Here is a 25,786-nt window from a genome sequence, read left to right as displayed (position 1 = left end):
GCTAATGATTCGGTTCCAACGAATCACCCATCCCTGCAGGAGCATTGAATGGCCGCCAAGGATACAAACGAAGATCGCAAATCCGACGAGCAGGAACAGGAAATCTCGCTGGACATGAGCCAGGCCAACGTCAAGAAGATGATCGCCGAGGCCCGCGAGAAAGGTTACATCACTTACGATCAGCTCAATCAGGTTCTGCCGCCTGATCAGGTCAGCTCGGAACAGATCGAAGACGTGATGTCGATGCTGTCCGAAATGGGCATCAACATCATCGAAGATGAAGAGGCCGAGGAAGAAGAAAACAAAGGCTCGACCGAACTGACCACGACAGACAGCAACCGTGAGGTCGCGCTGGCCGGTGCCGCCACCGAAAAACTGGACCGTACCGACGATCCCGTCCGCATGTATCTGCGTGAGATGGGCAGCGTCGAGTTGCTGAGCCGCGAGGGCGAGATTGCCATCGCCAAGCGGATCGAAGCGGGTCGGAACACGATGATCGCAGGGCTTTGCGAAAGCCCGTTGACCTTCCAGGCGATCACCATCTGGCATGACGAACTTCTGTCCGAAGACATTTTGCTGCGCGACGTCATCGATCTGGAAACCACCTTTGGCAACCAGATGGACGAGGACGGCGATGTTGAGGAACCCGTCGTTGATACCGCTGTAGTACAGGCTGCCAAGCCAAAAGAAGATACTGGCCCGGAACTGGATGCGGACGGTAACCCGATCGCCAATGACGACGATGATGACGAAGACGATCAGGCCAACATGTCGCTGGCCGCTATGGAAGCGGCGCTGAAAGATCAGGTTCTGACCACGCTGGAGCGCATCTCGACCGACTTTGCGATGTTGTCGGAAATGCAGGACAGCCGGATTTCGGCCACCCTGAACGAAGATGGCACGTTCAGCGCCAAGGACGAAGAGACTTATCAGAAGTTGCGGTCCGAAATTGTTGAGCTCGTGAATGGTCTTCACCTGCACAACAACCGGATCGAGGCGCTTATTGACCAGCTTTACGGCATCAACCGCCGCGTCATGTCGCTGGACAGCTCGATGGTGAAACTGGCGGATCAGGCGCGGATCAACCGTCGTGAATTCATCGACGCCTATCGTGGTCGCGAATTGGATCCGAACTGGATGGCGGATATGGCCGAAAAGCCAGGCCGGGGCTGGCAGATGTTCATCGAACGCTCGACCGACAAGGTAGAAGAACTGCGCAACGATATGGCTCAGGTCGGTCAGTATGTCGGTCTGGATATCTCAGAATTCCGCCGCATCGTACAGCAGGTTCAGAAGGGCGAGAAAGAAGCCCGGCAGGCCAAGAAGGAAATGGTCGAAGCCAACCTGCGTCTGGTGATTTCGATTGCCAAAAAATACACGAACCGTGGCCTGCAATTCCTTGATCTTATTCAGGAAGGTAACATCGGCCTGATGAAGGCGGTGGATAAGTTCGAATACCGCCGCGGCTATAAATTCTCGACCTATGCGACCTGGTGGATTCGCCAGGCCATCACCCGCTCGATTGCGGATCAGGCGCGGACTATCCGTATTCCGGTTCACATGATCGAAACGATCAACAAGCTGGTTCGGACCGGTCGTCAGATGCTGCATGAAATCGGCCGGGAGCCGACGCCGGAAGAACTGGCCGAAAAGCTGCAGATGCCGCTTGAGAAAGTGCGCAAGGTGATGAAAATCGCCAAAGAGCCGATCAGCCTTGAGACACCGATTGGTGACGAGGAAGATAGTCAGCTGGGCGATTTCATTGAGGACAAGAATGCCGTGCTGCCGCTCGACAGCGCCATTCAGGAAAACCTCAAGGAAACGACCACTCGGGTTCTAGCCTCGCTCACTCCGCGTGAAGAGCGCGTTCTGCGGATGCGCTTTGGCATTGGGATGAATACGGACCACACACTGGAAGAGGTGGGCCAGCAGTTCAGCGTGACGCGCGAACGTATCCGTCAGATCGAAGCGAAGGCGCTGCGGAAACTGAAACATCCCAGCCGGTCGCGAAAACTGCGATCTTTCCTGGATCAGTAAAGTCAAAGGCGCCGGGCACACGGCGCCTTTTTTCTTTATCCGTCAGATGCGTCCGAGCGGAAACGTTCGGTTTTCTTTCATGTCGCATTGCCCACCACCAAGATGCATGACACCGTTACCTTGCGCGGTTCGACTGAGAGTAACCATCCTATGCAAGGCTCTGAAATTTCAAATGAATGGGATGTTGGAAACCTGATCGTCTTCGATGGGGAATGCGTTTTGTGTTCCAGTTTCTTTCGGTTCATGCTGCGGCATGACCGGGCGCATGTGTTTCAGTTTGCGACGGCGCAATCACCTTTAGGACAAAGGCTGTACCGACAGCTTGATCTGCCGACACAGGATTTCGAGACCAATCTGGTGATCATCAACCAAAAGGTGCATCAGCGCCTGGATGCGTTTGCCGCGGCGATGGCGCAGCTACGGGGCCCTTGGCGCGCCATGTCGCTATGCCGCTATCTTCCGCGCCTCATCAAAGACCCGCTCTATCACGCCATCGCGCGCAATCGCTATGCGATCTTTGGACGGACGGACAGTTGCATGGTTCCGGATGCAGAGGTTCGGTCACGTTTTGCGACGCAGGGGTTCTGACGCGAATGGACCCGTTTCTGCAGGCGTTGCCGCCGCAATCAGACCTGCCACAAGCAGTGCAGATCTTGCATAGCGACCCGGGCGTTTATGAGGGGCGCTGCAATGTTCAGCGGGGGCAGGGGCGTTTAGTGAGCTTTATATTAAACTTTGCCGGGTTTCCTCGGACCGGACATGACGTACCGGTTCGGATGACGGTGGTACGCGACGGTCAGCATTGGTTTTGGATCCGTGAATTTGCGGGCCATGTCACGCGCTCTCGCGTGTGTTATGACCCCAAGACGGGGTGCGTGCGAGAGAGGTTCGGCCTTGTGTCCATCTGGCTGAAACCCGTGATTGTTGAGGACAAGTTGCAGATCGACATCCAACGTTTGGCTCTGTTGGGGCTGCCCGTACCGACCATTCTTTTGCCGCGCTCGTCGACGTTCGAGATGCAGGATGATCGGGGAAGGTACGTCTTTGATGTGTCCGCTGAGGCCCCATTTCTTGGGCTGCTAATCCGATATCACGGCTGGCTGACGCCTGTTCACGACGCAGATGAAATCGACTAAATTGATCGTGAACCCAGCAGCTATTGGTCCACCTGGGCCTATCTTAAGCCCATAGGCAACAACGAAAAGATAAAACGATGAAACAGACGATCTTGTTTGCACTGTCGGTGGCTGCAACCCTTGGCTTGGCGGCTGAGACAAGTGCGGCGCCGAACGGGTATCGGACCGAGCCGATCAACAGCACCGATTTCGAAGTCATACCGCGCGCTCAACAATTCACAGATGGCTATTGGTGCGCGGCGGCAGATTTTGCGCGTCGAAAGCTGGGCTTGGGCTGGCAAGACCGCATTTATGTTCTGCGTGGCTATGGCCCCAGCGTCACCACCGGACGCAGAACAGCGGTACAGTTTACAATCAAAGAGCCATCAGAGACCCCAGTACAACCCAGCTTTGTCTTATCAAGCTTTGCCGTAGGCTCCAGCATGTCCGTCCAAGGGGCAAATGCGAAATGCGATATCCGCCCGTTCTTTAGATAATAAGGTCTAAGCCAGTTTCGATGCAGACTGAATTCACGATGCAAACTCAAGGGGCAGGCCTCTATGAATTCACCGACAACGTGCATCGCTGGCTTGGCCCATCTTTGAGGGATGGCGTTCTGACGCTGTTCGTGCGCCATACTTCATGTTCACTGCTGATACAGGAAAACGCCGACCCGGAGGTTCAGACCGATCTGAAGGCTTTCTTTGAAAGGCTGGTGCCGCCATCGGATCATCCGGCGATGTCGTATCTGCGCCATACCTATGAAGGGCCGGATGATATGCCCGCGCATATCAAATCCACGCTTATGCCCGTCTCACTGTCGATCCCTGTCTCGGCGGGTCGCATGTCTCTTGGGACATGGCAGGGGATTTATCTCTTCGAACACCGCTCTGCACCACATCGTCGCTCGATCGCAGCGCATCTTGGGTAACCCTTTATCTAGGGGTTGAAAATTCCGACTACCCAAATCCTAGCGGCTGCCCTATAGTTGTGGATAAGTAAGCCGAAGTGCTTACAAAAGAGGCCGAACAAGGGACGAGGAGACGGCGGATGCGCTGCCCGTTTTGCGGAAATATCGACACTCAGGTGAAAGATTCACGCCCGGCAGAGGATCACGTCGCGATCCGTCGACGCCGGTTTTGCCCGGCCTGCGGGGGCCGGTTTACCACCTACGAACGCGTGCAACTGCGCGATCTGGTTGTGATCAAGACCAACGGAAAACGCGAAGATTTCGACCGCGACAAGCTGGAGCGTTCGATCCGTATCTCGATGCAGAAACGGCCCGTTGATCCCGAACGGATCGATCAGATGATCTCGGGCATCGTGCGCCGGCTGGAAAGCATGGGCGACACCGATATTCCGTCCAACAAAATCGGCGAGATCGTCATGGAAGCTCTGGCGCGGATCGACACCGTTGCCTATGTTCGCTTTGCAAGCGTGTACAAGAATTTCCAGGCGGCCGATGATTTCGAGGAGTTTGTCCACGAGTTGCGCCCGCCGCAACCTCCGACGGACGAGTGAGCGAAACAGATAAGCGATTTATGGCGCTGGCCCTGTCATTGGGGCAGCGTGGTCAAGGGTCGTGTTGGCCCAACCCGGCTGTCGGGTGCGTTATCGTGCGCGAAGGGCGCATTGTTGGGCGGGGCTGGACCCAACCGGGCGGGCGTCCCCACGCCGAACCTGTTGCATTGGCGCAGGCCGGATCGGCCGCCAAAGGCGCCACGGCCTATGTAACGCTGGAACCTTGTTCCCATCATGGCAAAACCCCCCCCTGCGCGACCGCTTTGATCGAGGCCGGGGTGTCGCGCGTCGTGGCCGCGCTTGAGGACAGCGACCCGCGTGTGTCAGGGCAGGGTTTCGCGATGCTGCGTGAGGCCGGGATCGAGGTCGATACAGGTGTTTTGGCCGATCAGGCCGCGCAGGAGCTGGCCGGTTTTTTTCTGAAAACGGAACAGAGCCGTCCCTTTGTCACCCTGAAACTGGCCAGCAGTTTCGATGGGCGGATTGCAACGCAAACCGGCCATAGCCAGTGGATCACAGGCCCAACCGCCCGCCGCGCTGTGCACGCAATGCGCGCGCGCCATGATGCGGTGATGGTTGGCGCAGGAACGGCGCGTGCGGATGACCCCTCGCTGACAGTGCGGGATTTGGGCGTCTTACATCAGCCCGCACGGATTGTCGTATCGCGCCATCTGGATTTACCTCTGATGGGCCAATTGGCACGCACGGCTAAGGATATTCCCGTCTGGATATGCCATGGTCCGAGCCCCGATCCGGATCGCGCTCGCACGTGGGAAGGGCTGGGCGCCCGTCTGATCCCTTGCGCGCTGCGGGATCACCATATCGATGCAACCGATCTGTTGCTGCAATTGGGTCAGGCCGGTCTAACGCGGGTGTTCTGCGAAGGCGGTGCGGCCCTTGCCGCATCACTGCTTGAGGCGGACATGGTGGATGAACTGGTCGGTTTCACCGCTGGTCTGACCATTGGCGCCGAAGGGCTTGCTGCGGTCGGCCGATTGGGTCTTGAGACACTTGAGGCCGCACCACGGTTTGAACTGATCGAAACACGCACGATTGGTCCGGATATCCTGCACCGCTGGCGACGATCCACACAGTGACTTAGCGCCATAAGCGCGCATGCGTGGCAAAAACACCCTGCAGTTTTGACAGAAGGCGGTTCAGCGGTCCTGTTGCTGCTGGTACGCCATCCGCCAGACGCTCAACCGCGACTTCGACGGGGCAGGGTTGCCCTGTCAGCGGGTCCATATAGCGCGGATAGTCTATCAGCGTTGCGTGAACCAAGCCCATCAGCGATGGCCGTGCGCCCCTACGCGCCGGGACCGTACCAAGATCATGAGTCAGACCCCATCCGGCATAAAAAGGTGCACCCAATGTCGTGACCTTGACGCCACGAAGCAGGGCCTCGAACCCCAGCAGCGAGGTCATGGTCCAGACCGCTTGCACATGCGGCAGTAGCGAGGCCGGATCGCAATCGTCCAGAATCAGATCGGCCAGACCTTCAGCCTCAATCTTGCCCTCTCGCAGCCCCGCCTGGACGTCTGGGTGGGGTTTGTAGACTAAGACGGCGTCCGGATTCGCATCCCTCGCGGCGCGCAGCAGTTCAAGATTGGTGCGAATGTTGCTGGTGCCCAACAGGATTGAGGCGTCGTCCTCCACCTGCCCAGGCACCAGAATGCGACGCCCCTCGGGCAAGGTCGGAGCTGGTTGTCCGATGTTGTATTTGCTGAGACCACCCGAGAGCAACTGCGCCACCAAATGCTCTGCTCGCAGTTCCTGATCTGGACGCAATGTCTCGCGTTCGGAAATCAGTTCTTCCAAACGGCTCGGGCACGTGGGGTCATAGTAAATTCCCAGATCATCGGTCACCAGCGACAGGGGAGGGATCAGCTCTGCGCCCAACCCGCGTGAACGCAAAAAACCGTCTTCAACGCGAATGACCCGTTCGATATCTCTCGATTGACTGGCCCAGACCATATGCGGCTGATCGGGGGCCGTCGGCATAGTGGTTTTGAATTGAACCTTGCGATGTCTGCCGAACATCTGTTGCAGATGTTTGCGCTTCCACAGCCGCATGCCCGAGGCTGTCCAGCCAAGCCGATCCTGACGCCAGGCGCGGGTCGTGGCCTCCAGCGTGTCGAGAACGGTTTCCAACTCGCACAACCTATCGCGATAGGGGTCGTACCATGTGGGATAGAGCAGCATGGCCGCTGCAAATAGCTGCGCGCGCGTCAGGTTCCGGGATCGGCGCGAGATTGGCACCTCATCTTGGGTCAAACCCCAACCGGCATAAAAGGGCTGCCCGAAAACGCGGGGTTTATGACCGGCCAGGATTGCCTCGAACCCGAGTTGCGAGGACAACGTGTAGACCCCAACCGCCCCATCCAACAAAGTCCACGGGCTGTGCGCATCGTGCAAAAACGAGACACGATCAGAGAGGTCCTGATCAGTGAAGTATCCCGGACGATGGCCCGCTTGTGTTTCAGGATGTGCTTTGATCAGGACGCGCGCGCCCGGGTTCTCCTCCTGCGCGATCACCAGCATTTCGCGGAACCTGGCATAGTCGCCTCCGCTCGCCGTAACGGCGGCATCACCCTGCGTTTGATCAACGACCAGAACATAGCCGGGATCAGGCGCCGCGATGTCAGTGTCAAAAGCCGAGTACTTGCTGAGATGCAGGTCCTTTATCCGCGCAATAGCACCGCGTGCGCGGTTTATCAGCGCCGTATCGTCCAGCGGGTGGGTCGCCAGGAGCGTTTCAAGGTCCGATGGGGTGGACGGGTCGAAATGCAGCTCGGTTTGATCCAGTAGTAACCCCAAAGGTGCCTCGCCCGCGCGCCCGGGATGGAGAGAGCGTAGAAACGCGTCTTCGACCCTCAGGATCGGGGTGCCGTATTTTTCGGCTATGCTCAGGCCGCGATGGGCGGTTGGGCTGTTGCCCCAGACCCCAACGGTATCGCCCTGTTTGGGCAGGCCAAGGCGCATGTCATAGCCGGCCAATGACAGGATGCGCCGTATGCGACGGTTGGTCAGAAAACCCCCATTATAAACAAACAGCCGAGTGCGATCTGCCCCGGCTGCTGTGTCCGCTTCTGGATACACGGGTTAGTTTCCGGTCAGTGTAGCGACGTTTGCGACCGGTGTAAGACCACCCGCAATAAGCGAGATCGATTTGCTCCACTGCGCATAGGGGGCTTCGGTCACATAGATCGTGTCATCATCGCGGATGACAAAGTCGCGGGCAATGAACAGACCGTTGGGCGCGGTCAGATTCAGCAAGTAGATCATGCGCTGATCCCCTTGCAAACCCGCACGACCTGTTACGCTGCGGGCGATGTCCTGACCTTCTTTCCGAAGGATGAAAATCCCTGTCGGATCCGAGGAGAGACCTTGCAAACCACCCACCTGCGCCAGCGCTTCCAGCGCCGATAGATCCTGACTGTCAAACGCAATCCGCGATTGTCCGCCCGTCGCACCCAGCGCGATGTAAGAGCGGCTGTCAGCCTCAACCAGGATGCGGTCACCACCGCGCAGGGCGACATCGAGATTGGGGTTTTTGAACAGGTCTTCATACCAAACGGTGCCTTTCTGGTCTCCTCGAATCAGGGTCACCAGTGCGATGTCCGATCCAACAGCTACCCCCCCCGCCTGGGACAACATACCCAGCAAGGTGCGAGTCGGACGTTCGATCGGGTAAATACCGGGCGCGCCGATTGTGCCAGTCAGCGAAACCGTCGAACCGTCACCGGCAACGCGCCGCACTTCGACTTGTGGATCAGGGGTCTGTTCTTTCAGCTCGTTTGTAATCAGCACACGCAGTTGTTCTGGCGTATTGCCTGCCGCGCGCAAGCGCCCGGCATAAGGGACGAAAATGAACCCGTCACTGTCGACCTGAACCTCTTCCAAGGCGGTGGCGGCACCGGTTTCGCCCGACAGCAAGCCATCATCCACGTTTTCCCAAACCGTCAGGCCCAGAACGTCACCGGGGCGCACGGTATCTGCCGCAACACTCGATGCGCTGCGGAAGGATGAGGAAAACCCAAATTGCGGGATGCTGGACGTGGCTTTGGTGACGCGGTCATCCACTTCGACCACGAAGGCGTTACCACCATTTTCGACCGATCCGGCCAAAATCTCTGATTTATTCGGTCCGGATTTGGGAAGCTGGCACGCGGCAAGAAGGCCGCAAAGAGCCAAAAGGGTAACTTCCCGTCGTGCTCGGGTAGAAAAGCGCTGCACTGCCTCTGATCCTCAAACTTCTTTTTTGTTGGGGGCAAAGTACCCCGATTGGGCAGCAACATCCAGCAGAGGATGCCTTATTTCATTCGACAAGTCGCAACTGTGGCGTGCGTGCCTCGTTGTTTTTCAACACCGCCTGATAGGGGTCATGAGCACGCAGGACCATATCTGCCGCGCGTCGCAGTAATTGTCGGCGTCCCCTTCGCGAATAAAATCCGCCGGGAACTTGGCTGGTTTCAAGAAGGAACTGACGGTAGATGCGATAGGCTTTTGCATCCGGCATTTCGGGTTCGGCAAAAAACTCATCAATCGGCTGCTGAGAGACAAATTCGGGCTTATCGTACACTGATCTGCCGAAAATCCGCAGCGGAATGCCCCGCCACAGTACCTGCTGACCTGCGGTTGAATTGATGGTGACGGCCGAGTTCGCTTCATCCAGCAATTTGGCCAGTTTGCCACCGGGGACGTAATGAACGCGACCCTCGATCCCGTACTTGCGGCACAGATCGCGGACTCGGCGGCGCAGCGGTTCGCGGTGGTTTTCCAGCGGGTGTTCCTTGATCACCAAGCGGTGATGGCCCGGTGCACCCTTGGCGAAGCCTTCGACCATCTGTTCCAGAAACGCACTCATGCTATTGTAGTCGGAATGCGATTGGACCGAGCTGTCGTGACCCAGTTGAAGCAGTACCAAATGGTATGGGAACGCGCCGCGGCGTACCCGCAAAGTGGACCAGCCGCGCTGGAGCCGGTGAAACGGCATCAGGGCCAAGCGCTTGAAATACAGTTTGAATTCCTTGGCGACCGAAAGATCACGATGTGGGCGGAAGTTGCGGTAGCGGCGGTTCATGAACAGAACGAACCAATGGTATAGCGCGCCATAAAAGATGTGCTGGCGCATATCTCCCCAATGTGACGGTGGAGGCGGAGATGCCGTATCAGACTGCTCGAGCGCCTGATGCATTTCCGCGACATCCAGTGACATCAGTTGAGAGTTTCCGTTGGACCCCCAACGCTCATAAGTCACCCACCAGGGCCGCAGATACCCTTCCTCGAAGACATGGATCGTTATGCCACGGGATCGCGCGATTTCAACGGCGCGGGCATGAACCGGGCGTGTGTCACCGTACAGAACGATATCGGTTACGTCCTTGCGGATGATCAGATCGATCAGCGTTTCAGGCCAAAGTTCTGGCTTGTCGCGAAACGGAATATAGGTGGATGTGTCAGACCAGAACGCCCGATCCCCGGCATTGAACCCGACCCGCCAGACCTGCGCGCCGGCCTCTTGCAGCATACGCCCCAGCGCGCTGAAGAATGGGCCATGTGGCCCCTGTAGGAACAGAAAGACGCGATCGCTTGATGGGGTGGCAGAGTGGGTCATCCTCGTCATCTTATCCAATCTTCTGGGCGAAACTATGCCTGATCGTCTCAGTTTTTTACTCATTTATGCCTTAATTTAGCTGCCGGTCCTTGCCCACGCGCGGTGAAGGTCGTACCTCAGCCAGAGAAGTCAGGATCAGGTTAGGGATCGAGGGTTAACAGAATGTTTACGGGGATCGTCACGGATATCGGCACCGTTACTGAGTTAGAGCAGCAAGGCGATCTGCGGGCGCGCATTCAGACAGCCTATGAGACCGATGGCATTGATATCGGTGCTTCGATTGCCAGCGACGGTGTCTGCCTGACAGTGATTGCGCTGGGCGATAACTGGTATGACGTTCAGGTCAGTGCCGAGACGGTGTCGAAGACCAATCTGGACAGCTGGACACCCGGCAAACGTGTCAATCTGGAACGCGCCCTGAAGGTTGGCGACGAACTGGGTGGCCATATCGTTTCGGGTCATGTGGATGGTGTCACCGAAGTCGTTGCAGTTCAGGATGAGGGTGATAGCACGCGCGTGACACTGCGTGCGCCAAAGGACTTGGCCCGTTTCATTGCCCCCAAAGGGTCGGTTGCGCTGAACGGCACATCCTTGACGGTGAACGATGTCAAAGGGTGCGATTTTGGCATCAACTTTATCCCCCATACCAAAGAAGTGACCACCTGGGGTGATGTCGCCGTTGGGGATCAGGTCAACCTTGAGATCGACACGCTGGCCCGCTATGTTGCGCGCTTGGCCGAGATGTCCTGAGGCAAATATACGTCGCGTCCTGACCCGCGCACGCCGTTTGCGCTCTGGCCTTTGGGCGCGGTGTGGTCTATCCCGCGTTGCAGAAATGCTCTTGTGAAAGGCTGCCCCATGAGCTTTGAAACCCCGGGCCCGGTCGAGGCCCAGCTGCGCGACGCGATCAGCCCGATTGAAGAGATCATCGAAGAGGCGCGCAAAGGCCGGATGTATATTCTGGTCGATCACGAGGATCGCGAAAACGAAGGCGATTTGGTGATTGCCGCTGAATTCGCCGATGCCGACGCGATCAACTTTATGGCCACCCATGGGCGCGGGCTGGTCTGTCTGCCGATGACGGCTGAACGGATCGACAATCTGGGCCTGCCGATGATGGCGGTAAACAATTCATCGCGTCACGAAACCGCTTTCACCGTCTCGATTGAAGCGCGCGAGGGGGTTTCGACAGGTATCTCTGCCGCAGACAGGGCGCTGACCGTGGCCACCGCGATCAACGAACAGAATACGATGGCCCATATTGCCACCCCCGGCCACATCTTCCCGCTGCGGGCCAAGCGCGGCGGGGTGCTGGTGCGCGCGGGCCATACCGAGGCTGCCGTGGATATCTCGCGTCTAGCGGGGCTGAACCCATCGGGTGTGATCTGTGAGATCATGAAGGCTGATGGAACCATGGCGCGTCTGCCAGATCTGGTCGAATTCGCGCAAGAGCATGACATGAAGATCGGCACCATCAGTGATCTGATCGCGTATCGGTCGCGCAATGATAATCTGGTGGTCGAAACCTCACGCGAGACCGTCACGTCGGAATATGGTGGCGAATGGGAAATGCGCCTGTTCACCGATCAGCTTCATGGCATAGAGCATGTCGTAATGATCAAGGGTAACATCACCACGCCAGAGCCCGTTCTGACCCGTACTCACGCCCTGCATGAAGCACCGGATATTCTGGGCCTCGGACCCAAATCTTCGCGCGAATTGCCGCGCGCGATGGAGAAGATCGCGGAAGAGGGTCGGGGGGTCGTCTGCCTGTTCCGCCAGCCGCGCAATTCGCTCTATGCCGTCGAAGATGAAGGTCCACGGACAATCAAGCAAACGGGTCTCGGGTCTCAGATCCTGTCCAAGCTGGGCGTTCAGGAATTGGTTCTACTGACGGACTCACCTGAAACCGTATATCTGGGGCTCGACGCGTTTGGCTTGTCCATCGTCGGCACCCGCTCGATCCTGAAGGAAGACTGATCATGGCTGCTCAAGACGAACATGGCATCCTGCCGACACCCAAATTTGACAAGCCGGTGAAACTGCTGATCGTGGCGGCCCCGTTCTATCGCGCCATTGCCGACAATCTGATCGCAGGTGCTAAGGCTGAAATCGAAGCGGCAGGTGGCACTTTCGAAGTTGTCGAGGTTCCCGGCGCGCTGGAAATACCAACCGCCATCGCCATGGCTGATCGCCAGTGCAATTTCGATGGTTATGTTGCACTGGGTTGTGTCATTCGGGGCGAGACCACGCATTATGAAACCGTCTGCAACGACTCCAGCCGCGCCATTCAGTTGATGGGTCTTCAAGGCCTGCTGATCGGCAACGGTATCCTGACGGTTGAAAACAACGAACAGGCCGAAGTCCGCGCCAACCCCGAAAAGATGAACAAAGGCGGCGGAGCGGCTGCTGCGGCCTTGCATCTGATCGCACTCGGCCGTAAGTGGGGCTCTTCCAAAAAGGGCGTGGGCTTCAAGCCGCCGTCCGAGTCCATCCTTGTGGCGGGCGACAGCAACGGATCCACGACAGTATGACCCACACAGATGCGCCGAAACCGGCCAACCAGAAACGCCTGATGAAATCCGCCGCCCGGCTTTATGCCGTGCAGGCGCTGTTCCAGATGGAGCAATCGGGGCAGACCACTGAGGCGGTCGTGAATGAGTTTCTGGATCACCGGTTCGGTGCCGTCTATGAGGGCGAGGAAATGCTGGACGGCGATATCAGCGTCTTCCGGTCGCTGGTCGACAATGCGGTGAACTATCAAGCGCCAATTGATCAGATGACGGACCGTGCGCTGGTTGCGAAATGGCCGATTGCTCGGATTGACCCGACCTTGCGGGCGCTGTTCCGCGCGGCAGGTGCCGAGCTGACCCAAAGCGATACGCCGCCCAAAGTGGTCATCACTGAATTCGTGGACGTGGCGCGCGCTTTTTTCCCGGAAGGCAAAGAGCCCAAATTCGTCAACGCCGTGCTGGATCACATGGCGCGCGAGGCCCAGCCCGAGGCGTTCTGACGCCTTTACCGCAGCCTCACAGGCGCTAGACTCACGTCAATAGCGCAAGGAGGTCTGCCATGCCTAAATTGATTCATCTCTATATCACGCAGGTTGTTTGGGGATTTGTCATCTCGGCGGTGTTTGTCGGGGTGTTGCTGGTCTTCAACGTGGCTAATCTGCGCAGCCTGATGATCGGATCGGATGTCGGTCTGATCGCGTTGCTGATGATCTGGTTCATGAACGGGATCGTCTTTGCCGGGGTTCAGTTTGGTTACAAGATCATGAGCATGGCCGAGAAGCCCAAAGGCCCACGCGGGGGCACGCCGGCCGTACATGAAATTGAGCCGGTCGTGATCAAGCAAGAGGCGAGTGTTTCACGCTGAATCGGGTGTTAGGCCAGATCACCCGGAGCCCCTCATGATCTTTCTGATCGAGAGGTAACGATGGCACTGGAATTGTCCGTTCTGAGCCCAAATTACCCTATGCCGCGACCCGAACGAATGTCGGTGAAACATGTGAAAGCAGACCGTGGACGCGCTGGTGACAACAGAAAAGGTGACATGATGCTGTGTCAAAGGCTGTTGTGCGGCGTTCTCGAATGCGAATCTCGGTGAAGTGAAGGCGATCAGGCAAGATCAGCGGTCATCATTGTCAAAATATAACCCAACAAACTCAAGATGCCTCAAAATAGCCTTCAAAGTACTGCAGCCCTTGCCACGTCCATGGCGTATACACGACCCTGAGGAGCTTTCATGTTTAAACGATACCGGCTGAAGGCGCTTGAATATCTGTTCTATGTGATGGCGGGCATTGCTGCTGTCGAGTTGATACGAATCCAGTCAACTCAACCCGATAGGGCCAATGATCTGATAGCGATTATCTTCATGCTGGTTGGTACCGGCATCTTGTTGCCCCGGATCATTGCCTATGCGCGTTGGCAGACCGTAACTGCCAAAGTAAGCGCATATAAGAGTGATTGGGATGGCGATCGATCTGCCTCTTACAGTTATGAATTCCGCAACCAAACGTATCGAGGTAGCATTCGTTCGCTTCACGGTGGACCGACGCATTCCAGTCTGCAAGTATCCGTGAACCCGTCGGCTCCCTCGGTCAAATATGCAGTTTTAGGGAACGTTTGGTTTGTTGGAGCGGCCATGCTCGGCGTTGGTATATTCGTTATTCTGAGTGAGCAGAACATCTTTGGGTGACATCCAAAGAGACGCCCCCTACACATTTCCGGGTCGATGTGTCCAAAATGCAAACACCGCGCTTGGCGCCGTACGCAGCGTCCGCTGGACACGCTAAGCGGACTGCGTTCGCCGATGTGTGAACGGCAGCTTCGTCCCGAAAGCGGTTGTTGAAGTAGGAAGTACCAGGCGATCAGAGTGGAATCGTTGAACCTGTCGCTAATTCAGCCTGAAATCCGAGCCCTAAAAGGCGAACGTGAGTGGCGTTCTGAGCCAGTTCTGGAATGCGGCGGGACCACCAGTCAACCGTGCGGTTTGATTCCCGAGGACCTGTATGTACAGGTGGGCGCCAGGTAATCAGGCCAGGACCTGAACAGAGCCAGCCCCCTCGGAATTGCTTAAGGCCACCAGAATGCTACCAGTCACAAGAAGGGCAGAACCCGCCAAGCGCTTAGTTAGGGCGTCGGGCGGGTTCGTACAAGGGGTTTGTCGACAGATCAGGCGTCGACCGGCTCGTGCAGGGCGGTGCGCATCTTGCCGAAATGCTCGTCCCAGCCATTGTCCAGCGCCAGGATCAGGCCAAAGGCCTCGGCGGTTTGGGGCAGGCCTTCATGTAGCAGGCTTAGCCGTGTGCCGCCCGCAACGGGTGTTAACGTCCATTTGACTACGCTGACAGCATCACCCATAGGTTTGACGGTGAACGTGTATTCCAGATGTTCTGGCGCGCGCGCTTCCCGGACTTCACCCCAGATCAGCAGATCGCCACTGGTGGTTCCGAACATCTCCAGCTTCTGGCCTTTGGCCAGTTTTCGTTCGGGTTTGTGAAACCATTCGGCAAGCCGCTCGGGTTCGGTCAGATAGGCCCAGACTGTGTCCGGTTCGGCCCGCAGGAAAATAGATTTTTGCAACACAGAATTACTCATTTGTCTTTCCTTTCAATCACTTCTTTAAGAGAGCTAAGGCGATCATTCCAGAACTGGTCAAAATAGCTGAACCAATCCAAAACAGGCGCCATGCCCTGTGGTTCTATTCGGTTGATGCGTTCCCGACCGCGGGCTTCCACTGTGATCAGCCCGCCATCGGACAGAACGGTCAGATGCTTCTTGACGGCGGCCCGGGTCATGTCGAACCGGTCGGTCAGCTGACCGATTGTCATGTCTTCAGACGCCAGCAATTTGACAATGTCTCGACGGGTTGGATCGGCCAGCGCACGAAACGCGTTTTGAGTTGAGTTCTCCATGGTAGCCTCCTAAATAGTACCTTCCGGTATTATATTAATTGAACACCAAAAGGTATCATGTCAAGCCTGGATCTGTGCTTTACATTTGTTCACTGATTGTTCACATTTTTCTCATGACCTTGGATTTACAACCCGGACAGAAACTCGCACGCGGCGTCGCGCGGCACCTTACGGCGCATGGGTTTGTTTCTGTTGAAGAATTCGTGCCAGCCCGTGGTTTGCGGGTCGATGTGATGGGGCTGGGTCCCAAGGGGGAGCTCTGGGTGATCGAGTGCAAGTCCAGTCGCGCCGATTATCAGTCAGACGCGAAGTGGCAGGGATATCTTGAGTGGTGTGATCGATTCTTTTGGGCTGTCGATACCGATTTCCCGACGGAATTACTGCCGCAGGAAACCGGTCTGATCATTGCCGACGCCTATGATGCCGAGATCATTCGAATGGCGCCCGAGGACAAACTGGCCCCGGCGCGGCGCAAGAAGATGATCCAGAAATTTGCAACCGATGCAGCAAGGCGTCTGCATATGCTGCGTGATCCGCGACTTTAGAAAAGCTCAGTCACTGACGGCACGGGCGGCTTGCGCTGCGGCGCGAATTTCTTCGGCGATTTCTTCGGCTTCTTCCGGGTCGAAGTCCATCGGGACTTCAAGGCCATCAGCCTCGATGAACAGACGCACCATACCCTGATCGGTTGGGCCGATCTGCAGGTTGGCCTGAATGTCGCGTTCGGTGTTGATACCCATACTCGCCTCCGGGACTGAGCGTTTGTGCTAGCGCGCAAAGGGTTGAGAATCAAGCCGCGTTTGCGGTCAGATAGGGTATGGAAGAAGTAGTTCTCAGATCGTTTCGGGCCGATGACGCGCCCTGGCTGGTCGAACGTCACGGCACGCTTTATGCACGTGATGAAGGGTTCGATGACAGTTTTGCTCCGTTGGTGGCAAGCATCCTTCGAGAATTCATTGCGGACCATGATCCATCCTGCGAACGCGGTTGGATCGCTGAGCGCGCGGGTGAAAGGCTGGGCAGTATCTTCTGTGTCAGGCTGGATGCACAGACTGCGAAACTGCGGCTGTTCCTGTTGGTGCCTGAGGCGCGCGGGCTGGGGTTGGGCAAGCGTCTTTTGGAGACCTGTATGAGCTTTGCCAAGCGGGCCGGATACCAGCAAATGCAGCTATGGACCCATGAAAGCCACCGCGCGGCCTGTGCGCTGTATCGGGCCAATGGATGGCAGCTTACGGGTAGCAAACAGGTGCATTCTTTTGGGGTCGATCTTGTCGAACAAAGCTGGAAAATTCAGCTTTAATCCTCTTGCAATCCCCGGACGCGTTCGGTACATCGCCCTTCACGAGTGCCGCCTTAGCTCAGTTGGTTAGAGCGCTGGATTGTGGATCCAGAGGTCCCCTGTTCAAGCCAGGGAGGCGGTACCAAATCCCCAACATAGCAAGCGAATAGATGCGCAATTGTGGCGTGATCAAACCTGTTTGATCTGCTGAACGTCGCGCGCGGGATCAGCGCGCGAGGTTCAGTCTGAATTTCATCTTGCTTTGTCTTGCGACGGGCAGATGGCGGTTCAGGCGCTTGTTCACCAGTCCAAAGACCCACACGATGACAAGGGTCAACAGGATGAAATAAAAGGCCAAAATCGGGTAAGGCACAAACGGGTTGAAGGTTTTATCGGCAAAGTAGCTGGCATAGTACAAGGCGTCTCCGCGCTGCTGCCAGGCCGGGAAGGCCGAGAAAAAGACCAGCGTTGTGGACTGGAACACAAAGATCGCTTCGTTTGTGTAGGCGGGCCAGGCCAGCCGCAACATGGTCGGCCAGACGATGCGGCGGAACCGGGCCCAGCCAGACATGCCATAAGCATCCGCAGCCTCAAGATCGCCCTTGGGGATCGAGCGCAGCGCGCCATAGAAGATCTCACCCGAATAGGCGGAGGTGTTCAGGAACAGTACGATCAGCGCCCCCAGCCAGGCCGAGGTGAACGCGTCGAACATCGGATAGGGTTTCTTCAACGACAGGAAGAAGAAATAGGCAAAGAAGAATTGGATGAAGAGCGGCGAGCCCCTGAACAGAAAGATGAACCATTCGGACGGTTTGCGCAGCCATTTGTTGGGTGATGCTTTTCCGACCGCCAGTGCGGTGGCCAGAAAGAAACCCGTGACCATTGCCATGATGCCGAAATAGATATTCCAGATCATGCCTGAACCGATCAGGGTGAAGTGCTCGCACAGGGTAAAGTCAGTTTTGGGCAGAAGCCGTTCGCCATAGCCCAGAGACCGCAGGCCGTAGTCTTGAATAGTTTGCAAGCAGCTCATGCCGTGGTCTCCTTGCGCAGAAGCTCTCCGCCCGAAGTGGCCTGACCATGCGACAAACGGCGCATCAGTTTCTCCAGCCCGATCTCAGACACACGGGTCATGCCAAGGTAAAAGACCAGCAGGGCCAGAAAGTACCACATGCGCCAGTCGCCATGAGGGTAGTCGGTGAAGCGCGATGTCTTGGTGCCACCCAGTTCGCGGGCCCAATAGACGATGTCTTCGACTCCCAGCAAGAACAGCAGCGGCGTGGCCTTGATCAGAACCATCCAAAGGTTTGACAGGCCGGGCAGAGCGTAGACCCACATTTGCGGCACAAGGATGCGCCAAAAGGTCTGGCTGCGGGTCATGCCATAGGCCTCGGCCGTTTCCAGCTGCGCATGTGGCACGGCGCGCATTCCGCCGAACAGGACATTGGCAGCGAAAGCGCCAAACACGATAGAGAATGTGATCACTGCAAGGAAGAAGCCGTAGGTCTCATGCACCCATTCTGGCGAGGTCCCAAGCGGCAGCTTGGCGGCCTGACACACCAGAAAATCGTTGCCCTGACGGATCGGATCTGTCCAGTCCGGGCAGAGGATCTTGTGGCGGATCCATTCAAACCCCTGATCCAGAGCGATGACGAAGAACAGGAAAAAGGCAATGTCGGGCACGCCGCGCACAATCGCGATATAAGCCTTGCCCAGCCAACTGAGAGGTAGAAAGTGCGACCGTGCGGCCATCGCGCCTGCAAAGCCAAAGCCGAGCGCGACGGGCGCAGTCACGGCCAGCAAGGCCAGAACCTTGATGAAAGACAGGTAGAACGACCAGTGGACGCCATTGGTCAAATAGCACGAGAACCAGCGGAACGTGCCCAGCGTGTCAGGATCAGCGCAGTAGGAGAACATAAGGCGTCTTTCGAACGTCTGGTCCGGCAAGGCCGGAACGGGCCCGGCGCAAGGACGCCGGGCCGGGACAGGTCAGTATCAGTTGGTGACGACCGAACCGTCAGCGCCGTATGTAGCGGTGCCTTCACCGAACCACTTGATCAGCATCTCGTTAAGCGTGCCGTCAGCTTTCATCGACGTGATGGCTTCGTCGAACTTGCCGCGCCATTCATCGTCGCTTTCACGCAGGCCCATGCCGACGCCACCGCCCAGCGGAACCGGATCGCCGACAAAGACCAGCTCACCGCCCGATTCTTCGACCAGCGGCACCAGATAGTCGCGGTCGGCCAGAACAGCATCGGCTTCGCCGTTGCGGACGGCTGCGATGGTTTCTTCCGGGGTCGCGAATTCAACCAGAGTCGCGCCGGTTTCGGCGACGTGGCCCGCCTGAATGGTGGCGGTTTGCGCAGCAACAACACCACCGGTGACATCGGCTGCGTCAGAGGTCGCGACATAGGCCGACGCGGTTGGCGGATAATAGTCCTGTGTAAAGTCGATGACTTCATCACGTTCGTCGGTGATCGACATGCCCGCGATGATGGTGTCGTAGTTACCCGATACCAGGTTCGGGATGATCGAATCCCAGTCGTTCTTAACCCACTCGCATTCCAGCCCGGCGCGTTTGCACAGCTCGTCACCTACGTCCCGCTCGAACCCGTCGATCTCACCGGCATCGTTGATGAAGTTATACGGAGGGTAGGCGCCCTCGGTGCCCATGCGCACGGTGTCGGCCATGGCCATCCCGGCGGTCAAAGCCAGCGCTGCAGTGGTCAGAATTAGGTTTTTCATTGGTTACTCCCCAGTTTGGTTCTGTTCTTTGAAATTATGCCGCTTTGGTAGCGGACAGAAAACCCTGAAGTCGCTTAGACTCAGGGGCGGTAAAGATGTCTTCGGGCGTGCCTTCTTCTTCGATCAGTCCTTGATGCAGGAATACGACATGGCTTGAGATATCGGCGGCCATCTGCATGTCATGGGTCACGATGATCATGGTCCGGCCTTCTGCGGCCAGGTCCTTGATCACTTTGATCACTTCCTGTTCCAGCTCGGGATCCAGGGCCGAGGTCGGCTCGTCAAACAACAGTGCTTCGGGCTCCATGCACAATCCACGCGCTATGGCGGCGCGCTGTTGCTGACCACCAGACAGTTGCGCGGGGTAGACGTCGCATTTGTCGCCAATGCCAACCTTATCAAGATACTTGCGGGCGCTGTCTTCCACTTCGGCCTTGTCACGGCCCAAAACGGTGACCGGAGCCTCCATTACATTCTGCAAGATGGTCATATGTGCCCAAAGGTTGAATTGTTGGAACACCATAGACAGGTTAGTCCGAATGCGCAGAACCTGCTTGGGGTCCGCGGGGTGGCGGCCATGACCTTTGCCAGCCCATTGTACGGGTTCGCCTTTGAATAGGATCTCGCCTTGCTGGCTGTCTTCCAGCAGGTTGCAGCAACGCAGCAGGGTTGATTTTCCCGATCCGGATGATCCTATGAGCGACACCACATCCCCGCGCCTTGCAGTGATGTCGACACCCTTGAGCACCTCGAGATTGCCGAAGCTTTTGTGAAGGTTCTTGATCTCGATGACGGCTGATGGGTCTGACACGAAGGATCCCGTTGTTGCTGGTATTGATGCGCTAATAGGACGGAAAATCCGGCACAATGCAATGCGCAAATCACAGAATCAGGGATCGAATCTGCCGAATTGACCAGAGGTTATTGTCAAAATGAGTAGAGACTGTGCAATCAGGCTGCAGGTGGAGGGGGTGTGGGAACGGCCAGATATTCTTCGGCGGGAATATTGATCAACCCACGGATGTGAAGGAGGCGCTGGTCTTCTTCTGAGAGAGCGATGATGGCTGCGCGAACGGCATCTGCAATCTGATCCGGGTCCTGGGTAAGCGATGTTATGTAGGGCAGCGCGGGGGTTGGTGATGTGTGGACAACGTCGCGCAGATACCGGCCCAGATCCGTATGCTTCTTCAACAGCGCCCATGTCAGTGCATCCAAGGCGGCAAAATCTGCGTCGTGGTCGGCAACGGCTTGGGCGGACAGGGCGTGCCCGCCGGTTTGGATGAGCTCGGCGGGTTTCAAACCCAAATCATCCAGATGGGTGATCGGCGCAGCCCAACCGGATTGCGACAGCGCCTCGTTATAGGCGAACCGTCCCATCACTAGGTCGGCAAGGTCGCGCGGATCGTCGCATCGCGCCACAAAGACCGAGCAATAGTGACCAGCCGGACAGCCCGGCAATCCATAGTCCGGCGTTCCGACCAGTTGAACGTGGCCATGAAGGCGGGTGCGGTAGGGCATGCCGCAGGTCTGGGCGAATACCAGATCAGGGTCCTGCCAGATCTCCCAAACATCTCTATGTCGATCCAGTTGCGCCGGGCCAAATCCAAGATGGGTGCGGATCAGTGACCAGAATCGATCATTAGCGGCCTGCAGGGCAGGCATGTCATACATGCCCAGCATCGCTGTCACGATTGTGCAGCCTTTTGCCGGGCCAGCGCCGAATCCACATCGCTAACGCCCAGCAAGCTAACCACAAGGCGCAGCAGGGAATCTTCTTCGCCTGTGCGCTGCCCATCAGCCAAGGCGACTGACCACATGGCCTGCACGACGGCCAGCCGATCCTGGTAGGCAACGGCCTCCTTAATGGCACGGGTAAAGCGAACGGTATCGGGGGCTTCAGCCTCAAGATCTTCGGCACGTGCGCGCAGTCCGGCCGCTTCGAACGGGGACAGACCATAGCGTTGGGTCGAGATCTTATCGATCCGTGCCATCTCGGAATCGGCATAATCATTGTCGGACCGGGCGATGCGCACCAGCAAAGCCGTTAGCGCAAGACGGGCATCATGATCGGGAAGCGGGTCGGGAGCGGGCTGTGTCAGCCGGGACAGGAAATCACTAAACATGACACAGATATAGACGCGGGTTAGCTGGCTTCCAAGCGGCTTTGCACCCGTTCACGCGCAGCCTTGCTGTCATTGAAGCTAAGGCCCATCGCAGCGCGCGCCTCTTCAACGATCTTAATCTCACCCTCATCCGAGTCGCCATCGGCCAGAACGACCTCCCACAACGCATCCAACGCGGCAAGGCGTTCCTGAAGGTCAGTGGTTTCTCGGATCAGTTTGCCAAACGTATCCGTTTCTGGCGCGGCGGCATGGAGTTTTTCGCAGGTGGCGCGCACTTTGGCGGCCTCAATAGCATTATGCTCGTACAAACGTGCCAAAATCCGGTCGATCAGGCTGATTTCTTCCAGCTTATAGTCCCGATCCGCCTGCGCCACGCGGACCATCAAAGCGCCCAACGCCAGTTCGGCATCAGGATCGGGCAAATGCTCGGTCTGTGGCGGTCGAAACGCCTGAAAGAACTTCTTCAACATAAGGGCAGATTACCCCATATTTTGTGGTGCGCCAAGCGGCGACTACCCGTCATAGCCCTGAATGATCACAAGATCGCCGTTGGATACTGGATCACGCAGGCTTTTGGCGTATTGATAGCCCTCACTTTCATAGCAGGCGAGCGCGTCTTCGTAGCTGGGAAATTCGATTACCACTGTGCGGGCGCGTGCGGCGCCTTCCTTAAGCTCGCGCGTGCCACCGCGCACCAGAAAGCGAGCGCCAAAGGCGGCGAATGCCTCACCGTTGGCTGCGATATAGTCTTTGTACCTCTCCATGTCGTCTACATCGACATGGGCAACCCAATAGCCTTTGCTCATCAATACCTCCTGCCCAGTTTCCTGGGCAAGGTGCTTAGAATTGACGAAAATAGCAATCCCGATCCGCTAGGGTATCAGCCGTAGTTGATTGCTGCGCGCGCCTGTTCTGTCAGCCAGGCAATCATCTGCCGGTAGGGCACGGGCCCATAGCTGACCCGCGCGACCCCAAGCTCTGCTAGGCGCGGGGTATCCGGCGTGCCGGGCAGGGCGATGATGTTGACGGGCAGGTCGGTTGCTTCGCAAAGTTGACCGATCATCGCCTCATCCTTCAGGCCGGGAGCAAAGAAGCCGCTTGCCCCTGCGGATTGATACGCGGCGGCTCGTGCAATCGCATCGTCTAGCATGGCTGCGTCATGAGTGTCAGCCGGGGCTTTCAGGAAGATATCGGTGCGGGCGTTGATATAGGCCGGAATACCAGCTCCGTCGCAGGCTTTGCGTACAGCTTCGACCCGAGCGGTTTGGTCTGCGATGGGGTAAAGACCATCTCCGCCAATGATTTGATCCTCGAAGTTGAACCCGACCACGCCGCAGTCCAGCGCGCGGGCAACGTTGTCTGAAATTGCTTCCGCATCAACGGCATAGCCGGATTCGAAATCCAGCGTCACGGGCAGGTCAACCGCACTGACAATGCGTCTGACATTATCCAAGGCAGCTTCCATAGGGAAATCCTGCCCATCGGAATAGCCTCGCGCCATAGCGACAGGCGCGCTACCTGTTGCGATCGCTTGCGCACCGGCGTCACGCACCGCACCGGCGCTGCCGGCATCCCAGATGTTGAACAGGATGACGGGATCACCCTTTTTGTGCAGGCTGGAAAAAGTTTCGGCGCGTTGGGATTGGGTGGTCATGGGAGTTCTCCTGTCGAAGCTTGTTCAACAGTTAACCCCATGCCGGGCAATCGCTAAGCGCTTAATTGTGTCAATACATCACTTTGCAACGGCCGCATCAGACCAGGCGTGAGGTGTCCTTGGCCGCGCGTACAAAGTCGCGGAACAGCGGATGCGGATCAAAGGGTTTGGACTTTAGTTCAGGGTGATACTGAACCCCGATGAACCACGGGTGATCTGTCCATTCAACGATTTCCGGCAGACGTCCATCCGGCGACATGCCCGAGAAGTTCAGGCCAGCACCTTCAAGCTGTTTGCGATATTTTATGTCCACCTCATAGCGGTGACGATGACGCTCTTCGATCTGAGTGCCGCCATAAACCTCAGCCACTTTCGAGCCTTCGGCCAGAACCGCATTGTAAGCACCCAAACGCATGGTGCCGCCTTTGTCGTCGCCGACTTTGCGCTCCACCTTGTGGTTTCCCTGAACCCATTCTTTCAGGTGATAAACCACCGGCTCAAAACGCTTTTTCCCGGCCTCGTGGTCAAACTCCTCAGAACCTGCCTCTTTGATGCCCGCAGCATTCCGCGCGGCTTCGATCACTGCCATCTGCATGCCGAGGCAGATACCCAGATAGGGTACTTTGTGCTCACGCGCATATTGCGCCGCCTTGATCTTGCCTTCGGTGCCACGCTCGCCAAATCCTCCGGGGACGAGGATTGCGTGGAAGCCTTCCAGATGGGGCGCTGCGTCTTCAGTGTCGAAAATCTCGGCATCCACCCACTCAACCTTGACCTTGACCCGGTTGGCCATGCCGCCATGAGTCAGAGCCTCAGCAATCGACTTATAGGCGTCTTCCAACTGCGTGTATTTGCCCACGATGGCGACTTTCACCTCGCCTTCGGCATTGTGGATACGGTCGCTGACGTCTTCCCACTTCGCCAGATCGGGTTTCGGGGCAGGGCTGATCTGGAACGCGTCCAGAACTGCCTGATCCAGACCTTCACGGTGATAGGCCAGCGGGGCGTCGTAGATTGTGGACAGGTCTTGGGCCGCTATCACGCTATCGGGGCGGACGTTACAGAACAGCGCCAGTTTCTCGCGTTCCTTGGTCGGGATCGGCCCTTCGGACCGGCAAACCAGAATGTCAGGTGCCAAGCCGATTGAGCGCAGCTCTTTCACCGAGTGCTGGGTTGGTTTGGTTTTCAATTCACCCGAGGCCTTGATGTAGGGCAGCAATGTCAGGTGCATGAAAATACACTGGCCGCGCGGCTTATCCTGGCTGAACTGACGGATGGCTTCAAAGAACGGCAGGCCTTCGATGTCACCCACGGTGCCGCCGATTTCGCACAGCATGAAATCAACCTCATCCTCACCAATGGCGATGAAGTCCTTGATCTCGTTGGTGACGTGCGGGATCACCTGAATGGTCTTGCCCAGATAGTCGCCGCGACGCTCTTTCTCCAGCACGTTGGAGTAAATCCGCCCGGAACTGACCGAGTCGGTCTTGCGGGCAGCCACTCCGGTGAAGCGTTCGTAATGACCGAGGTCCAAATCGGTTTCGGCGCCATCATCCGTGACGAAAACCTCGCCATGCTCGAACGGAGACATCGTGCCCGGATCGACGTTCAGATAAGGGTCCAGCTTACGCAGACGCACCGAATACCCGCGAGCCTGCAACAAAGCACCCAAAGCCGCCGAAGCCAGCCCTTTGCCCAAGGATGAAACCACACCACCAGTGATGAAAATAAATCGCGCCATGTTTTTCGGCTGCTCCCGTGAGACGTCATTATCAGCTGCCCGGCGGTTTGAAAAAACCGCAGCACCACGGGACTTCACATATAAAGGATTCGCGCCCATAGCGCAAGAGAACCGCAAGATGCTGTTGCAGTTCTCTTTCAGATTTCTAGGTTTTGTGTATCAGTCGGCTTGCGGGATCAACGGTGCGTTGTCGCCCTGCGCCGGAGGCAGCAGGTCATCCGCCGACGGAACGGCCGGTGTGCTTTCTTCGGTCGCGGCCGGTGCCGGAACACCCAAACGGTCAATCACCGAGCTGCCTGAAGACTTCTGCGCTGCTAGAATCGTCAGCGTGATCGAGGTCACGATAAAGCACGCGGCCAGAATCCAGGTCAGTTTACCCAGCGCCGTTGCCGCTGCGCGCCCGGTCATAGCGCCACCACCGCCGCCGCCCATCCCAAGGCCACCGCCTTCGGACCGCTGCATCAGCACAACGGCGATCAGGCCCAAAGCCAGAAGAAGATGGATGATGAGAACGACGTTTTCCATGGTGGTC

32 protein-coding genes and 1 tRNA gene are annotated in these 25,786 nt (G+C 57.3%); 16 read left to right on the top strand and 17 right to left on the bottom strand.

What is annotated here, in order from left to right:
• The first annotated feature begins 48 nt into the window (after positions 1–48).
• The 7 genes from rpoD (at position 49) to ribD (ending at position 5,770) form a co-directional block, all read left to right on the top strand.
• Positions 49–2,037 carry an RNA polymerase sigma factor RpoD gene (gene rpoD, locus ACR0KG_RS13810; RefSeq protein WP_480827600.1) on the top strand — a complete coding sequence of 663 codons (1,989 nt, stop codon included), beginning with the start codon at positions 49–51 and terminating at the stop codon, positions 2,035–2,037.
• A 150-nt stretch (positions 2,038–2,187) separates the two neighbouring features.
• A complete protein-coding gene (locus tag ACR0KG_RS13805; RefSeq protein WP_480827599.1) occupies positions 2,188–2,625 on the top strand; it encodes a thiol-disulfide oxidoreductase DCC family protein in 438 nt (145 codons plus the stop codon).
• Between the two features lie 5 nt (positions 2,626–2,630).
• A complete protein-coding gene (locus ACR0KG_RS13800) occupies positions 2,631–3,173 on the top strand; it encodes a DUF4166 domain-containing protein (RefSeq protein ID WP_480547833.1) in 543 nt (180 codons plus the stop codon).
• Between the two features lie 77 nt (positions 3,174–3,250).
• Positions 3,251–3,649, top strand: coding sequence for a hypothetical protein (locus ACR0KG_RS13795; protein ID WP_480547834.1), 399 nt, complete (start codon positions 3,251–3,253; stop codon positions 3,647–3,649).
• 20 nt (positions 3,650–3,669) lie between these two features.
• Entirely contained in the window at positions 3,670–4,083 is a 414-nt protein-coding gene (locus ACR0KG_RS13790; protein WP_480540971.1) for a secondary thiamine-phosphate synthase enzyme YjbQ, read from the top strand.
• Positions 4,084–4,202: 119 nt separating this feature from the next.
• Positions 4,203–4,673: a transcriptional regulator NrdR gene (nrdR, locus tag ACR0KG_RS13785; protein WP_050602693.1), complete on the top strand. Its 471-nt coding sequence runs from the start codon at positions 4,203–4,205 to the stop codon at positions 4,671–4,673.
• Positions 4,670–5,770 carry a bifunctional diaminohydroxyphosphoribosylaminopyrimidine deaminase/5-amino-6-(5-phosphoribosylamino)uracil reductase RibD gene (ribD, locus tag ACR0KG_RS13780; RefSeq protein ID WP_480540973.1) on the top strand — a complete coding sequence of 367 codons (1,101 nt, stop codon included), beginning with the start codon at positions 4,670–4,672 and terminating at the stop codon, positions 5,768–5,770. The genes nrdR and ribD overlap by 4 nt, the downstream gene beginning before the upstream one ends.
• A 1-nt stretch (position 5,771) precedes the next feature.
• Here ribD and ACR0KG_RS13775 read toward each other — a convergent pair whose 3' ends face one another.
• From ACR0KG_RS13775 to ACR0KG_RS13765, 3 genes are all read right to left on the bottom strand, one after another.
• On the bottom strand, positions 5,772–7,772 hold the full coding sequence (locus ACR0KG_RS13775) for a capsular polysaccharide biosynthesis protein (protein WP_480547836.1): 2,001 nt from the start codon (positions 7,770–7,772) through the stop codon (positions 5,772–5,774).
• Between the two features lie 3 nt (positions 7,773–7,775).
• On the bottom strand, positions 7,776–8,909 hold the full coding sequence (locus ACR0KG_RS13770) for a polysaccharide biosynthesis/export family protein (protein ID WP_480827598.1): 1,134 nt from the start codon (positions 8,907–8,909) through the stop codon (positions 7,776–7,778).
• An 82-nt stretch (positions 8,910–8,991) separates the two neighbouring features.
• Entirely contained in the window at positions 8,992–10,290 is a 1,299-nt protein-coding gene (locus tag ACR0KG_RS13765; RefSeq protein WP_480547838.1) for a capsule biosynthesis protein, read from the bottom strand.
• A gap of 162 nt (positions 10,291–10,452) precedes the next feature.
• Here ACR0KG_RS13765 and ACR0KG_RS13760 point away from each other — a divergent pair, with 162 nt between their 5' ends.
• The 6 genes from ACR0KG_RS13760 to ACR0KG_RS13735 all read left to right on the top strand — a co-directional run bounded on the left by ACR0KG_RS13760 (position 10,453) and on the right by ACR0KG_RS13735 (position 14,493).
• The gene (locus ACR0KG_RS13760; RefSeq protein WP_480827597.1) at positions 10,453–11,040 is read left to right on the top strand and encodes a riboflavin synthase; all 588 of its coding nucleotides are present in this window, start codon (positions 10,453–10,455) and stop codon (positions 11,038–11,040) included.
• Between the two features lie 108 nt (positions 11,041–11,148).
• Positions 11,149–12,270 carry a 3,4-dihydroxy-2-butanone-4-phosphate synthase gene (gene ribB, locus ACR0KG_RS13755; protein ID WP_480540981.1) on the top strand — a complete coding sequence of 374 codons (1,122 nt, stop codon included), beginning with the start codon at positions 11,149–11,151 and terminating at the stop codon, positions 12,268–12,270.
• 2 nt (positions 12,271–12,272) lie between these two features.
• Positions 12,273–12,824, top strand: a complete 552-nt coding sequence (locus tag ACR0KG_RS13750) for a 6,7-dimethyl-8-ribityllumazine synthase (protein WP_480540983.1) — start codon at positions 12,273–12,275, stop codon at positions 12,822–12,824.
• Positions 12,821–13,303, top strand: a complete 483-nt coding sequence (gene nusB, locus ACR0KG_RS13745; RefSeq protein ID WP_480827596.1) for a transcription antitermination factor NusB — start codon at positions 12,821–12,823, stop codon at positions 13,301–13,303. The genes ACR0KG_RS13750 and nusB overlap by 4 nt, the downstream gene beginning before the upstream one ends.
• 59 nt (positions 13,304–13,362) lie before the next feature.
• Positions 13,363–13,668, top strand: coding sequence for a hypothetical protein (locus ACR0KG_RS13740; RefSeq protein ID WP_480827595.1), 306 nt, complete (start codon positions 13,363–13,365; stop codon positions 13,666–13,668).
• Positions 13,669–14,037: 369 nt separating this feature from the next.
• A complete protein-coding gene (locus tag ACR0KG_RS13735; RefSeq protein WP_480547843.1) occupies positions 14,038–14,493 on the top strand; it encodes a DUF3592 domain-containing protein in 456 nt (151 codons plus the stop codon).
• Positions 14,494–14,969: 476 nt separating this feature from the next.
• On the opposite strand, the gene ACR0KG_RS13730 is transcribed toward ACR0KG_RS13735, so the two are convergent.
• Positions 14,970–15,395 (bottom strand): SRPBCC family protein, encoded by a 426-nt coding sequence (locus ACR0KG_RS13730; protein WP_480827594.1) that lies wholly within the window; start codon positions 15,393–15,395, stop codon positions 14,970–14,972.
• Positions 15,392–15,712 (bottom strand): ArsR/SmtB family transcription factor, encoded by a 321-nt coding sequence (locus ACR0KG_RS13725; RefSeq protein WP_480540993.1) that lies wholly within the window; start codon positions 15,710–15,712, stop codon positions 15,392–15,394. The genes ACR0KG_RS13730 and ACR0KG_RS13725 overlap by 4 nt, the downstream gene beginning before the upstream one ends.
• Before the next feature lie 113 nt (positions 15,713–15,825).
• Here ACR0KG_RS13725 and ACR0KG_RS13720 point away from each other — a divergent pair, with 113 nt between their 5' ends.
• Entirely contained in the window at positions 15,826–16,257 is a 432-nt protein-coding gene (locus ACR0KG_RS13720) for an MmcB family DNA repair protein (RefSeq protein ID WP_170532506.1), read from the top strand.
• Between the two features lie 6 nt (positions 16,258–16,263).
• Here the strand turns inward: ACR0KG_RS13720 and ACR0KG_RS13715 are convergent, their stop codons facing one another.
• Positions 16,264–16,452, bottom strand: a complete 189-nt coding sequence (locus ACR0KG_RS13715; RefSeq protein WP_480540997.1) for a DUF6324 family protein — start codon at positions 16,450–16,452, stop codon at positions 16,264–16,266.
• Between the two features lie 77 nt (positions 16,453–16,529).
• Here ACR0KG_RS13715 and ACR0KG_RS13710 point away from each other — a divergent pair, with 77 nt between their 5' ends.
• Both ACR0KG_RS13710 and ACR0KG_RS13705 read left to right on the top strand, forming a co-directional pair.
• Positions 16,530–17,012: an N-acetyltransferase family protein gene (locus ACR0KG_RS13710; protein WP_480827593.1), complete on the top strand. Its 483-nt coding sequence runs from the start codon at positions 16,530–16,532 to the stop codon at positions 17,010–17,012.
• A gap of 47 nt (positions 17,013–17,059) precedes the next feature.
• Positions 17,060–17,136: transfer RNA gene (locus ACR0KG_RS13705), tRNA-His, on the top strand.
• Between the two features lie 81 nt (positions 17,137–17,217).
• Here ACR0KG_RS13705 and ACR0KG_RS13700 read toward each other — a convergent pair.
• The 11 genes from ACR0KG_RS13700 to secG form a co-directional block, all read right to left on the bottom strand.
• Positions 17,218–18,024 carry an ABC transporter permease subunit gene (locus ACR0KG_RS13700; RefSeq protein WP_170532512.1) on the bottom strand — a complete coding sequence of 269 codons (807 nt, stop codon included), beginning with the start codon at positions 18,022–18,024 and terminating at the stop codon, positions 17,218–17,220.
• Positions 18,021–18,908, bottom strand: a complete 888-nt coding sequence (locus ACR0KG_RS13695; RefSeq protein WP_170532514.1) for an ABC transporter permease subunit — start codon at positions 18,906–18,908, stop codon at positions 18,021–18,023. Before ACR0KG_RS13695 ends, ACR0KG_RS13700 begins: the two co-directional genes overlap by 4 nt.
• A 78-nt stretch (positions 18,909–18,986) precedes the next feature.
• Positions 18,987–19,736 (bottom strand): transporter substrate-binding domain-containing protein, encoded by a 750-nt coding sequence (locus ACR0KG_RS13690; RefSeq protein WP_480827592.1) that lies wholly within the window; start codon positions 19,734–19,736, stop codon positions 18,987–18,989.
• Between the two features lie 34 nt (positions 19,737–19,770).
• Positions 19,771–20,547, bottom strand: a complete 777-nt coding sequence (locus tag ACR0KG_RS13685; RefSeq protein WP_480827591.1) for an ABC transporter ATP-binding protein — start codon at positions 20,545–20,547, stop codon at positions 19,771–19,773.
• Positions 20,548–20,687: 140 nt separating this feature from the next.
• Entirely contained in the window at positions 20,688–21,425 is a 738-nt protein-coding gene (locus ACR0KG_RS13680; RefSeq protein ID WP_480827590.1) for a phosphate/phosphite/phosphonate ABC transporter substrate-binding protein, read from the bottom strand.
• Entirely contained in the window at positions 21,422–21,859 is a 438-nt protein-coding gene (locus tag ACR0KG_RS13675) for a tellurite resistance TerB family protein (RefSeq protein ID WP_480827589.1), read from the bottom strand. Before ACR0KG_RS13675 ends, ACR0KG_RS13680 begins: the two co-directional genes overlap by 4 nt.
• A gap of 20 nt (positions 21,860–21,879) precedes the next feature.
• Entirely contained in the window at positions 21,880–22,329 is a 450-nt protein-coding gene (locus tag ACR0KG_RS13670; protein ID WP_170532523.1) for a tellurite resistance TerB family protein, read from the bottom strand.
• A gap of 42 nt (positions 22,330–22,371) precedes the next feature.
• A complete protein-coding gene (locus ACR0KG_RS13665; RefSeq protein WP_353007966.1) occupies positions 22,372–22,665 on the bottom strand; it encodes a DUF1330 domain-containing protein in 294 nt (97 codons plus the stop codon).
• A gap of 74 nt (positions 22,666–22,739) precedes the next feature.
• The gene (locus tag ACR0KG_RS13660) at positions 22,740–23,513 is read right to left on the bottom strand and encodes an isocitrate lyase/PEP mutase family protein (protein WP_480827588.1); all 774 of its coding nucleotides are present in this window, start codon (positions 23,511–23,513) and stop codon (positions 22,740–22,742) included.
• A 97-nt stretch (positions 23,514–23,610) separates the two neighbouring features.
• Positions 23,611–25,254: a CTP synthase gene (locus ACR0KG_RS13655; protein ID WP_480827587.1), complete on the bottom strand. Its 1,644-nt coding sequence runs from the start codon at positions 25,252–25,254 to the stop codon at positions 23,611–23,613.
• Between the two features lie 159 nt (positions 25,255–25,413).
• On the bottom strand, positions 25,414–25,779 hold the full coding sequence (gene secG / locus ACR0KG_RS13650) for a preprotein translocase subunit SecG (protein ID WP_170533101.1): 366 nt from the start codon (positions 25,777–25,779) through the stop codon (positions 25,414–25,416).
• Between the last annotated feature and the right edge of the window lie 7 nt (positions 25,780–25,786).

It is taken from the genome of Ruegeria sp. H4 (assembly GCF_056533065.1).
Note: the sequence above shows the minus strand (reverse complement) of the source record. Positions and strands in the feature narration are given on the sequence as shown.

Excerpts from the sequence above, each read along its gene's own strand:
- ACR0KG_RS13720 (WP_170532506.1), top strand. The coding sequence starts at position 15,826 with ATGACCTTGGATTTACAACCCGGACAGAAACTCGCACGCGGCGTCGCG.
- ACR0KG_RS13660 (WP_480827588.1), bottom strand. The coding sequence starts at position 23,513 with ATGACCACCCAATCCCAACGCGCCGAAACTTTTTCCAGCCTGCACAAA.
- ACR0KG_RS13805 (WP_480827599.1), top strand. The coding sequence starts at position 2,188 with ATGCAAGGCTCTGAAATTTCAAATGAATGGGATGTTGGAAACCTGATC.
- ACR0KG_RS13670 (WP_170532523.1), bottom strand. The coding sequence starts at position 22,329 with ATGTTGAAGAAGTTCTTTCAGGCGTTTCGACCGCCACAGACCGAGCAT.
- ACR0KG_RS13715 (WP_480540997.1), bottom strand. The coding sequence starts at position 16,452 with ATGGGTATCAACACCGAACGCGACATTCAGGCCAACCTGCAGATCGGC.
- ACR0KG_RS13700 (WP_170532512.1), bottom strand. The coding sequence starts at position 18,024 with ATGAGCTGCTTGCAAACTATTCAAGACTACGGCCTGCGGTCTCTGGGC.
- rpoD (WP_480827600.1), top strand. The coding sequence starts at position 49 with ATGGCCGCCAAGGATACAAACGAAGATCGCAAATCCGACGAGCAGGAA.
- ACR0KG_RS13735 (WP_480547843.1), top strand. The coding sequence starts at position 14,038 with ATGTTTAAACGATACCGGCTGAAGGCGCTTGAATATCTGTTCTATGTG.
- ACR0KG_RS13665 (WP_353007966.1), bottom strand. The coding sequence starts at position 22,665 with ATGAGCAAAGGCTATTGGGTTGCCCATGTCGATGTAGACGACATGGAG.
- ACR0KG_RS13750 (WP_480540983.1), top strand. The coding sequence starts at position 12,273 with ATGGCTGCTCAAGACGAACATGGCATCCTGCCGACACCCAAATTTGAC.
- ACR0KG_RS13655 (WP_480827587.1), bottom strand. The coding sequence starts at position 25,254 with ATGGCGCGATTTATTTTCATCACTGGTGGTGTGGTTTCATCCTTGGGC.
- ACR0KG_RS13690 (WP_480827592.1), bottom strand. The coding sequence starts at position 19,736 with ATGAAAAACCTAATTCTGACCACTGCAGCGCTGGCTTTGACCGCCGGG.
- nusB (WP_480827596.1), top strand. The coding sequence starts at position 12,821 with ATGACCCACACAGATGCGCCGAAACCGGCCAACCAGAAACGCCTGATG.
- ACR0KG_RS13725 (WP_480540993.1), bottom strand. The coding sequence starts at position 15,712 with ATGGAGAACTCAACTCAAAACGCGTTTCGTGCGCTGGCCGATCCAACC.
- ACR0KG_RS13730 (WP_480827594.1), bottom strand. The coding sequence starts at position 15,395 with ATGAGTAATTCTGTGTTGCAAAAATCTATTTTCCTGCGGGCCGAACCG.
- ACR0KG_RS13710 (WP_480827593.1), top strand. The coding sequence starts at position 16,530 with ATGGAAGAAGTAGTTCTCAGATCGTTTCGGGCCGATGACGCGCCCTGG.
- ACR0KG_RS13765 (WP_480547838.1), bottom strand. The coding sequence starts at position 10,290 with ATGACCCACTCTGCCACCCCATCAAGCGATCGCGTCTTTCTGTTCCTA.
- ACR0KG_RS13800 (WP_480547833.1), top strand. The coding sequence starts at position 2,631 with ATGGACCCGTTTCTGCAGGCGTTGCCGCCGCAATCAGACCTGCCACAA.
- ACR0KG_RS13675 (WP_480827589.1), bottom strand. The coding sequence starts at position 21,859 with ATGTTTAGTGATTTCCTGTCCCGGCTGACACAGCCCGCTCCCGACCCG.
- ACR0KG_RS13790 (WP_480540971.1), top strand. The coding sequence starts at position 3,670 with ATGCAGACTGAATTCACGATGCAAACTCAAGGGGCAGGCCTCTATGAA.
- ACR0KG_RS13795 (WP_480547834.1), top strand. The coding sequence starts at position 3,251 with ATGAAACAGACGATCTTGTTTGCACTGTCGGTGGCTGCAACCCTTGGC.
- ACR0KG_RS13695 (WP_170532514.1), bottom strand. The coding sequence starts at position 18,908 with ATGTTCTCCTACTGCGCTGATCCTGACACGCTGGGCACGTTCCGCTGG.
- ACR0KG_RS13740 (WP_480827595.1), top strand. The coding sequence starts at position 13,363 with ATGCCTAAATTGATTCATCTCTATATCACGCAGGTTGTTTGGGGATTT.
- nrdR (WP_050602693.1), top strand. The coding sequence starts at position 4,203 with ATGCGCTGCCCGTTTTGCGGAAATATCGACACTCAGGTGAAAGATTCA.
- secG (WP_170533101.1), bottom strand. The coding sequence starts at position 25,779 with ATGGAAAACGTCGTTCTCATCATCCATCTTCTTCTGGCTTTGGGCCTG.
- ribB (WP_480540981.1), top strand. The coding sequence starts at position 11,149 with ATGAGCTTTGAAACCCCGGGCCCGGTCGAGGCCCAGCTGCGCGACGCG.
- ACR0KG_RS13760 (WP_480827597.1), top strand. The coding sequence starts at position 10,453 with ATGTTTACGGGGATCGTCACGGATATCGGCACCGTTACTGAGTTAGAG.